An 11,050-nucleotide genomic window follows, 5' to 3' on the forward strand; every position below is an offset into this window, starting at 1 on the left:
AAGCGCTTCGACTTCAAATGCCCCATCGAGGTGATGGGAGAGGTCATGCAAAATGCCATGGCGATGCGGCATGATGCTCCGGCTTCAATTCAATAACCGTGTTGCACTCAGCTCCTGCAACCGCCGGGGTTTGATGTAATGAGCTCTTATCCAGAGTTTGTGGATTTAGCTAGCAGTATTGAGTAAGTGAGTTTTGCTCAAGAGGCTTTCTATTTTGCATGCAGAAATTTTCCGCAGTAGTGATCAGATTCTTAATTTTTGCTGCCCAACAAAAAGCCCCGCACAGGCGGGGCTTTTTCATTCAGGATTTTTCACGCACAGATAGCTTCATGCTCGATGGGCTTGATGCTGACGCTGATCTCCATTTCTGCACTGGCGAGTAGATTCACGAGGGCGTCCAGGGAGAATTTGCTGATCTTGCCGTTCAGCAGGTCGTTCAGCCTTGGTTGGGTGATGTGCAGCTTGCCTGCGGCCTCCTTCTGAGAAAGATTCCAGGACCTGACTCTCTCTGCACAGGCCATCATCAGTTGGGACCTGAGTTGCATGTTTTTCGCTTCTTCTGGCGAGTCCAGCAACGCATCCCAGACGTTTGCGTAGCTTTCGATTGCCATATCGTTCTGCCTCATTTGGTTATCAGAGCGCGACATTCAAGACTGTGGCTCTAGCGACGACTTTACCCTCCCCCTTGTGAAGGGGAGGGTTGGCCGTATGGTCGTGAGACCCCTCGCTTAGGGCGGTAGTTCTTTCAACCTGGCCTTGGCCAGGTCAATGTCTCGCTTTTCCGTCTTCTCAGTCGTTTTGCGAAACGCGTGGAGGACGTAGATGAAGTCCTCTCGGTTCGCGACATAGAACACGCGAAAAGCCCCTGATGCCTCCTTGATTCTGATTTCGATCACGCCGGGGCCGACCGTCTTCATTGGCTTCCAGTCATCAGGCTCTAACCCCTCCTGCACACGCTGGAGTTGGTAGCCCGCTTCCTGGATAGCGTCTTTGGGAAAGCTCTTCAGATCATTGCGGCTGCTGCCGCAGAATTGGACCAGCTTGGGCATGATGACCCCCGATCATATGTCTTTGATTTTTAAGGTCTTTCATAAAATTCCCCTTCCATTCATTGGCTTCATTCGCGGCTAAGCAAAGTATGAGTTCTAGATATAACGCCGCTTGCTATTTGGTTTCATTTGGGGGGTTCAGGTCGATGATTGCCATCGACGGTTTTGAGATTATATCGAAATTGATATATCGTCAAGGGAGGCCGGATTTCGGTCAAGGGGGCTGCCGAGGTACATCAGCGGCCTTCGGATGGGAGGTAACAGAGAGTGAAACGTGAATGCCTGTGCTGCGGTGCGCCGCAGGGCATGGAGCGCTTCGAGGGGCGCACCCTCGAGGTGAGCTACCAGGACCTGAAGCGCACGGTGCCCGGCCTGGCCGGCTGGGCGTGCAGCGAGTGTGACGAGGTGGAGTTCGATGCGGCCAGCGCCCTGCGATATGCCAAAGCAGGTGACGAGATGATCGAGGGCTCTTCCCCAGGCTGAAGCCCGGGCTACGGTGCCGGGACGTGCTGCCTAGTGGCAACCGGGGGCAGCTGCCAGGTTATCTCATGGTGAAAGTGTCGGGGCACGGTGGCCAGGCCTCGCAGGGTATCGCCCACCTGCGCGAGGGCTCCGGCAAGCAGAAAGTCCCGGGCCGCTACGCTGCAGTCGGACGGTACGGAATAGAAGTAGATTCGCCATTCGTCCCAGATGGACAGGTAGTTGATAGCGGCGAGCCGGACTGTCCCCCGTTCCTGGATGCGCTTGCGCCAGCGCGATGCGCGGAAGTCATCCTTCCAGTTGAAACACAGTTCGATCTTGCCGATCTGGGGCACATCGCCGATCAGCTCGTTTATTACCTGGGCCCCCAGGGGATAGGTAAACCCCTGCGGTAGCCGCTCCTTGCTACGGGTTGGGATCATGGCGGTCCTTGCCTCTAGTGCTGTGTATCGGCTGGGGCTCAGCAGTTTGACATAGTGCTCTGTAGCGAACTGCGGTGCAGGTAGCAGCGCGCAACGCCGTTTCTCGCTACGAGCGAGCGGAGGGGGAGCCGCCAAGGATGTTGTGGGTGCTGCTCACGCTGCTGGACCGCAATCCGAGCCTGATCCAGCAGGTGGAGCAGATCGCCGCGGAGGGGGCGGTGAAGCTCGACCACCTGGTGGCGGAGAAGGGCAAGGCCCGGTTGGAGTATTGAGAAAGGCGCCGTGAGGCGCCTTTTTAATTGGCGTGAAGTCCGGGCTGCGATGCTGAAGCGAGCGGGGGCACGGTTGGTAACGTCGGGTACAAGCTGATACTGGACCAAGGACTGGCACAGCAGGTCGAGCAGAACAGGCGCAACGTCACTGCCTAGGGCCAGCCAGTAACTAACAACTATTGATGCCAGTGCACAGGGTACCCGATTATAAAAAGACTCGCTGGAACCTCGCTAGGGCAAAGCGCCATACCTTTCTGTTGGTAGCTGTGCCGTATGGGACGGTGTAGGTAGTAAAGTTGCGCTCGACCCCTAGAGGTATGTAGACAATTCAGTAAGGAAGTCAACTTAAGTATCGCCGACGCTAAGTGTCTAGCAACTGTGGCGCTGAAAGAGCCTCAAATGCATCGATTAACAGATGGAATTTTGTACTCGGATTCAGCTCTCCGTCCAGCTTGGCTTGTGCAAGAATCTGCGGAGAGAGCTTTCTGGCATTTTCGAAAGGCTCTCCTAGGAGAAGTTTGAATACTCCAAATTTTTCTCCCTTGCTGTAGTCTCGCATGTTTGGCAATTTTCGAAGGTGTGCTATTGCTTCGTCGCCAGGGGAGTTTCGATCTGTTCGATTAAATGGCTTTCGACAGTGGCCGAAATGAAGGATTAACCAGAATTCAAAACATGGATAGGAGGGGATTACGGTTAATTTCTTGGAATTGCTGGCAAGTTTTAGCGCTCTGTCAAAGCATTTGTGTGTGTCTCTGTCTATAACGCAGTAAACATGATTGTATTTAGTTGATCTCTTTATTCCTTCCTCAACTATTCCGGACGGATGGGTAACGCCGCAGTGAGCGATGTCTATATCTGCACGTGCCCTGAAGTGCTCAGCGGCATCCTCAAGATAACATTTGCTAGACTTCAAGTCTTCGCATAGTACGAGGATCTTCGGTTCCGCTTTGAAGAGTGGCTTTTTTCTCTCGAAAGATTTTGAAGTGCGCCCCATATACTTATCTCCTTATAAAGGGCAGGCCTCGATAGCGTCCTTCAAAATAGCGCTTTTCTATGCCCTCTCCCTCGCGGCCACTAAAGTCGTATACCGAATATATTTTGGTGGCGGCGTTTTTATCTCTTTCTGTTACCCAGAACTGGTCTCGCCTCATAAGTTTTGAGCTCATAAGGTGAGTGCTATGTGTTGTGAAGATTAATTGAGCCGGTGTCTTGTTAAGAAGATGCTGGCGTACTAGATTTTCAACAATTTGAGGGTGGAGGCTGCTATCTAATTCGTCAACGATGAGGACCCTTTTTTCTGCTGAGCTATTCGCCGATAGGTTTGCCCAGGGCAACCAGAATCCAAATAAGTTTCGAGTGCCCGTGGATTCTTCAGAGTAATCGAATTCAGCTTCTCCAAGCGCACTTTTGTGAGTGAGCGTAGTTTTGCTTTTATTTGCAATGTCTCTGAATGCCTCAGATGAGGAAAAGGGGTCGCTTATGTTTTCTTCATATTCTACTTTTACCTTGGATACGGGGATGTCCAGGTCGTTAAGGAAACTTGAAATCTCTTGGGAAGTTTCTTCGTCTGTGGATATGAAATGTCGAGTGCCCGTGGAGAATGTTTCAAATGTATGCTCCGTGAAAATTAATATTCCTTTTGATAGCCACCCAAAAGGAGTTTTTAACTGTGTGTTCTCGTCGGAACTGGCGATTGATGCTTGGGCAATGAAGAGGTGTCGGCCGCTTGTGATGTATTTCCATGCGCTATGTATTTCTGGCGACCCTTCTAGCTCTCCAAGCTTGTAGTCATCTGTGATGCCATTAAATGATCTTTCATAAAGGAGCACTTCTTTGCCTTTTGGATAGCTAATTAAGCACTCGTATACAATTCTGCTGGCAGTGAGATGCACTATGAACTGGTAGCGTGTTCGGCCTGTGATGAAATGGATTTCAAACTCCGAAGGTTTGTTTAGAAGCTCCGGGTCAAAGCGGAATGGTGATACGGGAAATAAGGTGTCTGGATGCGAAGCATAATTCGTTATTTTAAAGAGTGTATCTAGAGCAAGAACAAGATTTGACTTGCCCGATGCGTTAGGGCCGTATATGGCGGCAACCTTGAGAAGAGGAGGTAGCTTTTCGCCGTCTACAGAAGGAAGGAACGTATTTTCTTTGTTACCTAGTCGGGAGGCCGCAACCATAGAAAAGGTCTGCCTCTCACGAAAGGACCTAAAATTGGCTACCGAAAACTCGATTAACATGCAAAAAAACCGTCGCTTGAGCTAGAAAATTCTCTCAATATAGCCTTTACAGATCACGAAGTGCATTTTTTCTGCAGTTCATATTTCTATCTCGTGCGGCTCAGCTCCCGCTCCACCGCCCGCTTCGCCGTCCCCCTGTTCGCATACAGATACCTCAACCGCTTCGGCCGCTCCTGGTCGCCGGCGGTGAGGGTCTTTTCCGTGCCCGTCTTTTCGTCCCGGTAGTAGGCGAGCACGCCGGTATAGTGGCCATCGTCTTCTTCGAACAGGGCGTCGACCAGGTCTTCGGGCAGTTTGCTTTCCAGCTCGAGGCTGGTGGTGTAGCCGGCGTCGGCGGTGAGGCTGTGCTGGACGTTGCCGCCGTGCCAGACGATGGCGTCGATCTCGGCCTTGATGCCGTGCAGGCTGTAGGTGAGCTCGGGGATGAGGTCCGGCCGGCCGCGGGCCAGGTCGTAGCTGAGGGTGGCGGTGCCGCGTTGCAGGCGGTTCCATTCGCTGCGGGCGGCGCGCAGGGCGCTGGCCTGGTCGCCGTAGCTGTGGCGCAGGTCCTTGAGGTTGTCGCCGCCGCCGGCGATGGCTTCCTGCTTCCTGGCGCTGTTGATGTCGTAGTAGTAGGCGCGCACGCCGTCGTAGGCGTCGCGGTCGGCCTGCAGGTAGCGGTGCTGGTCGCCGTCGGCGCGGGTGAGGGTGATGTGGGGCAGGGTGGCGCCGCTGGCGCTGTGGCCGCCGTTGCCACCGAGAAACAAGAGGCGCCCGGCCTTGACGGTGGCCACCGCGTCGAAGTCCTCGCCCAGGCGGGTGAGCACGTTGGCATCGGATTCGTTGGCCTGGTCGAGGTGCAGCACGGGCTGGCTGGCGAGGGCTTCGCTGATCACCGGCACCAGGGCGTTGCGCTGGGCGATGCGGGTGATGACCTCGCCCAGGGTGGTGTCGCTGTAGCTGCCCTCGCGCTTGATGCGCAGTTGCTTGCGCAGGTCGGCGCTGCGGGCGCGCAGGGTGAGCACGTCGGGGGCGCCGCTGTGTTCGGTTTCGTCGACGGTGTAGCTGCCTTTGTCCACCAGGCCGCTGTCGGACCAGCCCAGCCACAGGCGCAGCACGGCGCCGCGCGGCGGGATGGCCAGCAGGCCGTCGTGGTCGCTGAGGGCGATGTCCAGCTGGTCGGCCTCGAGGCCGCGGTTGTCGGTGAGCTGCAGGCTGATGAGGCGCGGGGCGATGCGTTGGGCGATGTCGACGCCGTCGACGCTGAGGCGGTAGAGGGCGCTGGGGTAGTGGTTTTCGCCCAGGGCGCGACGGCCGGCGTCGCGCAGCACGCCGAGCACGCCGCGCAGGGCCTGGTCGATCACGAGAGGATCCGCCGCAGGAGGCTGACGCCGGCGCCGGTGGCAGCGCCGAGCAGGTCGACGCGACCGTCGTCGACCCGGGCCAGCTGCAGGCTGAACTCGATGCGCCGGGCGGCGCCATCCTGGAAGAACAGGGTGCGGGTTTCCTGCAGCTGCTCGATGACCCAGAGCCCGAGGATGCGGCCGGTGCCTTCCACCAAGGGCCAGGCACGGCCGGTGTCGGCCATGAGGCGCAGGGTGTCGAGGCTCAGCGGCGTGCCGGCCAGCTCGGGCAGCAGAACCCCGGGCAGGGTGATGGCGTCTTCGCCCCGGCCGGCGTACTGGCGGGCGGGTTGGGCGCCGACGCGCGGGCTGCTGGGGTGGCGCCAGTCTGTCTGGCGTTGCAGTTCCTGGTAGGCGAGGGTTTCGAGGCTGAACACGAACATGCCCAGGGCCATCATCATGGCGGTTACTCCCTGTCGGTGAGGCGCGAGCGCAGGCGGGCGGCTGCCTGGGTTTTCTGGCGGGCCAGCTCCTGGCGCACGGCGCGGGCGACGGCTTGCGGGTCCATGCCCGGGGCCGCGTTGATGGTGATGGTGTAGGTGTCGCCGCCCAGGGTGATGGGGGCGGCGCCGGCGCTGATGGGCGGGCGGCTGTCGAAGGTGAAGGCGTGCTGGAGTACGCCGGCGCCGGCGACGGTGAGCCGGCTGGCGGTGTCGGCCAACTGGTCGAGCACGTTGCCTTCACCGGCGGCCAGGCCCTGGGCGAGGCCTGCCATGGTGAAGCCGCCGAGGGCGGCGAATACGCGGCTGGGCGAGTGGATGCCGAGCTTGTCCTTGAACCAGGCGATGGTGTTGTCGCCCATCTCGCTGATGGTGCTCTTGAGGGCGGTGAACCGGGAGCGGATGCCGTCGATAAGACCCTGCATGAGCATGTTGCCGAAGCCGGTGAAGGTGCCGGGCAGCTCGGTGCCGAAGTAGCGCATGACGCCGGCGAAAGCGCGGTAGAACAGGCCCAGGGGGCTGAAGTCGAGAATCAGCCGGACGATGCCGCCGATGCCGCCCTCGAAGCCGGCGCGGATCTCCGCCCAGAGCTCCTGGGCGTAGGCCTTGATCGGGTCCCAGTACTGGTAGATGAGCAGGGCGGCCAGGGCGATGGCGCTGATGGCCAGGCCGATGGGGTTGAGCAGCAGTGCGCGGCCGATGAGCAGGACGGCCTTGGCCACCAGGGGCAGGGCGGTGCGGCCGAGGAAGAGCAGCGGGCGGGCGACCCGCTTGCCGAGGATGGCGAAGGTCATCAGGCCATAGCGGAACAGGGCGAAGGGGCCGAGCAGGGAGGCCAGGCCCAGGGTGAGGGTGCCGAACACCGTGGCCAGGATCGCCAGGCCGCCGGCGACCTTGAGCACGCTGAAGGTGAGCTCGGGGTTGGCCTTGACCCAGGCGGTGAGGCGCCCGATGACGCGGTTGAAGCCCTCCACCAGCCTCAGGATGGACGGGCGCAACGATTCGCCCAGGGTGGCGCTGAGGTTGAAGGCGCGGTTGCGCGCCATGAGCAGTTGCGCGGACAGGGACTGGGCGCGGATTTCCGCTTCCCGGGCCATGGAGCCCTTGGCCGCCTCGGAGTTGGCCATCTCCAACTGGCGGCGGTACTCGGCCAGGTTGTTGGCGAGCTTGGCAGCCTCGCCGCCGTGCTCCTTGAGGAAGATGCGCGTGGTGGCCACCGAGTGCTCGGTGTTCGGCAGCCGGGTGATGGCCTCCAGCACCTTCTGGATGGTGCCGGTGGCGTCCGTGGCCATGCCGTCCTGGATTTCCTTGGCTTCCAGGCCGAGGGTTTTCAGGCCTTCCTGGAAGCGGGCGGGCTGCATGGTGGCGTTGGACAGCTCGCGGATCATCGCCTTGGTGGCGGTGGCGGCCACTTCGGCACCGGCGCCCAGGCTGAGGAAGGTGCTGCCCAGGGCTGCCGCGTCCTGGTAGGTCATGTTGGCGTTGGCCACGACGCCGGCGGTGCGTTGCATCACCTCGATGATGTCGGCGCCCTTGGACTTGGCGTTGTCGTCCAGGTAGTTGATGGCATCGCCGAGCTTGTCGATGTCCTTGATGGGCAGCTTGTAGAGGCCGGCGATGCGCGCCAGGTCTTCACCGATCTGCTCGGCGGGCAGCTCGAAGGCGATGGCGGCTCGGGAGGCGACGTCGGCGAAGCCGATGAGGTCCTCCTGGCCCTGGATGCCCATGCGCGCGGCACCCTCCACCAGGGCGGCGAGTTCGGTGGTGGCCATGGGCACGCGCTCGGACAGCGCCTTGATGGCGTCGCCCATCTCGTAATACACGGCGGTGAGCTGGCCGTTGTCGTCCCGCGCGCCGTCCACCTGCTTGGCGACGCCGAGCATGGCGTCTTCGAAGTCGATGTAGCCCTTGGCGACGGCCAGTATCGGGGCACCCAGTGCGGCACCGGCGGCGGTGGCGCCCGCGCCTGCACCGGCCATCCTGCCGGCCAGGGCCTGGCTGCGTTCGTATTGCCCCTTGGCGGTGGCCAGCTGGCGCTGCTGGTGGGTGATGCGCTTGAGCCGCTCCTGCTGCTGGGCCATCGCCTGGGTGGTGGCGGTGACCTTGCCGCGCAGTTCGCGCTCGGCCTGGCCCAGCTGGCGGGTGCTGATGCCGGCGGCGGCGAGGCGGTTGCGCAGGCCCTGGAGCTGGACCTGGTTGTCGGCATGCTTGTGCTTGAGGGCGGTGGCCTGGCGGATGGCGGCGCGCAGCTCGCCGGTCATGCGGCGGGTGGGTGCGCCGCTGGCGGCCATGGCCTGGCCCAGGTCGCGCACGCGCTGGCGGGCGGCCTCGAGGGCGCGCTCGGTGTCTTGCGCGGCGGCGCGCTGGGTGCGCCAGGCGTTGATGTCCTTCTGCTGGGCGTCGAGGACCTTGAGCTGCTCGCGGGCCTGCTTCAGTGCCTGGCCGGCCCCCACGGCGTTGCCCTGGATGTGGCGCAGCGGTGCGCTGGCCCGGTCCAGGGCGCTGAGGATGACCTGCAGCTGCAGGCGGTCAGCGGCCATCGGCCTGGCTCCTGATGCGGGCACGCTCGCGCCATTCCATCAGCTCGCAGAGGCTGAGCCGGTCCATGTCGGTGGGGGCCCAGTGGAAGACGGTCGCCAGGTCGGCCATGGCGTCCTCTACGCGATGAGGGATGCCTGTTTCTGCATGTCCTTCTGCAGCAAAAAACCGACGGCCTTCGTGCCCACGGCGAGCAGGTCGGCCGGGTCCATGGCTTGCACTTCGGGTTCGGTGAGGCTGGGCATGCTGATGCGCGGGATGAGGCGGATGAGGCTGGCGACGTCGAGCTGGATCAGCTCGGCCAGGTGGATGCCACGCAGCTCGCCGGCGCTGGGCCTGCGCAGTTCGAGTGCGGTGATGCGCTGTTCGCCGCGCTTGATGGGGACGTCGAGCGGGATGCGGTTGTCGTCGGGCTTGGCCATGGTGGGCTCCTTGCGGGGTCAGATGCCGAGGGCGCGGCGCTGGGCTTCGAGCATGTCGGTGCCGGCGATGCGTTCGATGAAGTTGAGGAGGTCGATTTCCACCAGCTCTTCGCCGTTGGCGCTGAGCTTGTAGTAGCTGCAGGTGGTGATGACCTTGTGCTCGGTGTCTTCGCCGGGGGCGGCCTCGCCCATGGCGATGCTTTCGTGGCGGCCGCGCAGCACGACCTCGAGGGCGGTGACCTCGGCGGTGTCGTCCTGCTGGTAGGCACCGGTGAAGCGCAGCAGCACGCCGCTGGCGCTGGTGTTGCCGTACTGGCGCACGGCCTGGAGCACCAGGCCGCCGGCGGTCCATTCGAACTGGATGCCGTCGTCGCTCTGGCCGAGGTCGGCCTTGACCGGGCCGTTCATGCCGCCGCCCCGGTAGGCCTCCATCTTGCGGGCGAGGTCGGGGAGGGTGGCGGACTTCACCAGGCCGAGGTAGCTGTGGCCCTCGTTGAAGAGGTTCATGTTCTTGAGCTTGCTGGGCATGCCCATGGCGGTTTCTCCTGGGCTCAGCCGCGCATGCGCGCGGCGAAGTCGATGAGGTAGCGGTCGGTGATGCGCTGGCGCAGGGTGAGGTCTTCCAGGGGCGGCACGGGGGTGTAGTCGTAGTCGAGCAGCAGTTGCCCGGCCTTGAGGCCGGCGGCTTCGTTGGCCTCGGGGTCGAACCAGCAGGCGCCGTCGATGAGGTAGCCCTGGGAACGCATGTTGCGCAGCTTGGCGTTGATGCCCTCGACCATGTCGCGCGCCAGGCTGGGGTGCAGGGGCCGGTCGACTGCCCAGAACTGCCCCTCGGCCATGGTGTCGGCCAGCACCTGGGCGGTGCGGGTGTAGTGCTCGAAGGCGAACAGCGGGTCTTCGCTGCAGGTGCGCGAGCCCCAGAAGCGGAAGCCGCTTTCGTTGATGAGGGTGGTGACTTCGCTGGCGTTGAGCAGGTTGGCGTCGCTGGCGGGGTTTTGCAGGTCCCACCAGACGTCGGCGCTGATGCCGGTGACGCCGTTGACCGGGACGTTGCTCAGGGTCTTGTGCCAGCCCTGCTCTTGGTCCAGGCGGGCGCGCAGGCCCAGGGCTGTGGCCACGGCCGGGGCGGTGAGGGTGGCGTTCTCGCGGGTGCTCCAGCGCTGGAAGTCGGGCCAGATGACCATGGCCTCGCGGGCACCGAAGTTCTGCCGGTAGGCGATGGCCTCGTCCCGGGTCTGGCAGCCGTGGGCGCCGAGGTAGGCGAAGCCGCGCAGCTGCTGGGCGACGCCGACCAGGGCGGTGGCCACCGGCAGGCTGTCCAGCCCCGGCACGCCGAGGATGCGCGGCACCACGCCGAAGCGGGTCTTGGCGGCGAGCAGGGCCTTCATGCCGGTGTAGCGGCCATCGGCCGTGGTGGTGCCGATGAGGTTGGAGGCGAGGGCGGCGGCCTTTTCCGCCTCGGTGCTGCCGCTGCCTTCGGCCACCCGCACGACGATGACCAGGGCGTTGGCCTGGTCGGCGATGGCCTGCAGGCTGGTGGCCAGGGTGCCCTGGCTGCCGGCCTTGCCGATGGCGCTCTGCAGGTGGGTGAGCAGCACCGGGGTATCCAGCGGGAAGGCCTTGGGGTCGGCGTCGGCCGCCGTGGCGAGCAGGCCGATGACGGCGGTGGAGACGGTGCGGATGGGGCGCACGCCCTCGTTGATTTCGAGGACGCGCACGCCGTGGAGGTAGTCGGCCATGGGCTGTGCCTGCGTGGTGAAGAGACAGGGCACAGGCTGCCGCGCGCGGGGCGCTGGGGCGAGGAC

The 11,050-nt window shown here is 62.2% G+C and carries 14 protein-coding genes; 2 read left to right on the top strand and 12 right to left on the bottom strand.

Annotated features, from left to right (window positions below; all coding sequences use genetic code 11):
* Positions 1-311: 311 nt before the first annotated feature.
* The gene (locus tag DMX10_RS30725; protein ID WP_111264648.1) at positions 312-611 is read right to left on the bottom strand and encodes a helix-turn-helix domain-containing protein; all 300 of its coding nucleotides are present in this window, start codon (positions 609-611) and stop codon (positions 312-314) included.
* Positions 612-728: 117 nt separating this feature from the next.
* A complete protein-coding gene (locus DMX10_RS30730) occupies positions 729-1,049 on the bottom strand; it encodes a type II toxin-antitoxin system RelE/ParE family toxin (RefSeq protein WP_111264649.1) in 321 nt (106 codons plus the stop codon).
* A 267-nt stretch (positions 1,050-1,316) separates the two neighbouring features.
* Between DMX10_RS30730 and DMX10_RS30735 the strand changes: the two genes are divergently transcribed.
* A complete protein-coding gene (locus tag DMX10_RS30735; protein WP_146603093.1) occupies positions 1,317-1,532 on the top strand; it encodes a YgiT-type zinc finger protein in 216 nt (71 codons plus the stop codon).
* 8 nt (positions 1,533-1,540) lie between these two features.
* Here DMX10_RS30735 and DMX10_RS30740 read toward each other — a convergent pair whose 3' ends face one another.
* A complete protein-coding gene (locus DMX10_RS30740) occupies positions 1,541-1,951 on the bottom strand; it encodes a hypothetical protein (RefSeq protein WP_111264651.1) in 411 nt (136 codons plus the stop codon).
* A gap of 137 nt (positions 1,952-2,088) precedes the next feature.
* Here DMX10_RS30740 and DMX10_RS33375 point away from each other — a divergent pair, with 137 nt between their 5' ends.
* A complete protein-coding gene (locus DMX10_RS33375) occupies positions 2,089-2,223 on the top strand; it encodes a hypothetical protein (RefSeq protein ID WP_256604886.1) in 135 nt (44 codons plus the stop codon).
* 361 nt (positions 2,224-2,584) lie between these two features.
* Here DMX10_RS33375 and DMX10_RS30745 read toward each other — a convergent pair whose 3' ends face one another.
* The 9 genes from DMX10_RS30745 to DMX10_RS30785 form a co-directional block, all read right to left on the bottom strand.
* A complete protein-coding gene (locus DMX10_RS30745) occupies positions 2,585-3,217 on the bottom strand; it encodes an RloB family protein (RefSeq protein ID WP_111264652.1) in 633 nt (210 codons plus the stop codon).
* Between the two features lie 4 nt (positions 3,218-3,221).
* A complete protein-coding gene (locus DMX10_RS30750; protein WP_111264653.1) occupies positions 3,222-4,463 on the bottom strand; it encodes an ATP/GTP-binding protein in 1,242 nt (413 codons plus the stop codon).
* A gap of 86 nt (positions 4,464-4,549) precedes the next feature.
* Positions 4,550-5,806, bottom strand: a complete 1,257-nt coding sequence (locus DMX10_RS30755; protein WP_111264654.1) for a phage late control D family protein — start codon at positions 5,804-5,806, stop codon at positions 4,550-4,552.
* Entirely contained in the window at positions 5,803-6,246 is a 444-nt protein-coding gene (locus tag DMX10_RS30760; RefSeq protein ID WP_111264655.1) for a phage tail protein, read from the bottom strand. The genes DMX10_RS30755 and DMX10_RS30760 overlap by 4 nt, the downstream gene beginning before the upstream one ends.
* Before the next feature lie 5 nt (positions 6,247-6,251).
* Positions 6,252-8,825 (bottom strand): phage tail tape measure protein, encoded by a 2,574-nt coding sequence (locus DMX10_RS30765; protein WP_111264656.1) that lies wholly within the window; start codon positions 8,823-8,825, stop codon positions 6,252-6,254.
* Complete coding sequence (locus tag DMX10_RS30770; protein ID WP_111264657.1) at positions 8,815-8,934, bottom strand: GpE family phage tail protein; 120 nt, start codon at positions 8,932-8,934, stop codon at positions 8,815-8,817. The genes DMX10_RS30765 and DMX10_RS30770 overlap by 11 nt, the downstream gene beginning before the upstream one ends.
* 8 nt (positions 8,935-8,942) lie before the next feature.
* Positions 8,943-9,245 carry a phage tail assembly protein gene (locus tag DMX10_RS30775; RefSeq protein ID WP_111264658.1) on the bottom strand — a complete coding sequence of 101 codons (303 nt, stop codon included), beginning with the start codon at positions 9,243-9,245 and terminating at the stop codon, positions 8,943-8,945.
* A gap of 18 nt (positions 9,246-9,263) precedes the next feature.
* Positions 9,264-9,779 (bottom strand): phage major tail tube protein, encoded by a 516-nt coding sequence (locus tag DMX10_RS30780; RefSeq protein ID WP_111264659.1) that lies wholly within the window; start codon positions 9,777-9,779, stop codon positions 9,264-9,266.
* Positions 9,780-9,796: 17 nt separating this feature from the next.
* Positions 9,797-10,984, bottom strand: a complete 1,188-nt coding sequence (locus DMX10_RS30785) for a phage tail sheath protein (RefSeq protein WP_111264660.1) — start codon at positions 10,982-10,984, stop codon at positions 9,797-9,799.
* Positions 10,985-11,050: the final 66 nt, after the last annotated feature.

The organism is Pseudomonas sp. 57B-090624, assembly GCF_003234055.1.
Taxonomy (GTDB): Bacteria; Pseudomonadota; Gammaproteobacteria; order Pseudomonadales; family Pseudomonadaceae; genus Metapseudomonas; species Metapseudomonas tohonis.

What these genes read in the sequence shown, in the direction of transcription:
- DMX10_RS30725 (WP_111264648.1), bottom strand. Translation starts at nt 611, where the DNA reads ATGGCAATCGAAAGCTACGCAAACGTCTGGGATGCGTTGCTGGACTCG.
- DMX10_RS30730 (WP_111264649.1), bottom strand. Translation starts at nt 1,049, where the DNA reads ATGCCCAAGCTGGTCCAATTCTGCGGCAGCAGCCGCAATGATCTGAAG.
- DMX10_RS30740 (WP_111264651.1), bottom strand. Translation starts at nt 1,951, where the DNA reads ATGATCCCAACCCGTAGCAAGGAGCGGCTACCGCAGGGGTTTACCTAT.
- DMX10_RS33375 (WP_256604886.1), top strand. Translation starts at nt 2,089, where the DNA reads ATGTTGTGGGTGCTGCTCACGCTGCTGGACCGCAATCCGAGCCTGATC.
- DMX10_RS30745 (WP_111264652.1), bottom strand. Translation starts at nt 3,217, where the DNA reads ATGGGGCGCACTTCAAAATCTTTCGAGAGAAAAAAGCCACTCTTCAAA.
- DMX10_RS30750 (WP_111264653.1), bottom strand. Translation starts at nt 4,463, where the DNA reads ATGTTAATCGAGTTTTCGGTAGCCAATTTTAGGTCCTTTCGTGAGAGG.
- DMX10_RS30760 (WP_111264655.1), bottom strand. Translation starts at nt 6,246, where the DNA reads ATGATGATGGCCCTGGGCATGTTCGTGTTCAGCCTCGAAACCCTCGCC.
- DMX10_RS30765 (WP_111264656.1), bottom strand. Translation starts at nt 8,825, where the DNA reads ATGGCCGCTGACCGCCTGCAGCTGCAGGTCATCCTCAGCGCCCTGGAC.
- DMX10_RS30770 (WP_111264657.1), bottom strand. Translation starts at nt 8,934, where the DNA reads ATGGCCGACCTGGCGACCGTCTTCCACTGGGCCCCCACCGACATGGAC.
- DMX10_RS30775 (WP_111264658.1), bottom strand. Translation starts at nt 9,245, where the DNA reads ATGGCCAAGCCCGACGACAACCGCATCCCGCTCGACGTCCCCATCAAG.
- DMX10_RS30780 (WP_111264659.1), bottom strand. Translation starts at nt 9,779, where the DNA reads ATGGGCATGCCCAGCAAGCTCAAGAACATGAACCTCTTCAACGAGGGC.
- DMX10_RS30785 (WP_111264660.1), bottom strand. Translation starts at nt 10,984, where the DNA reads ATGGCCGACTACCTCCACGGCGTGCGCGTCCTCGAAATCAACGAGGGC.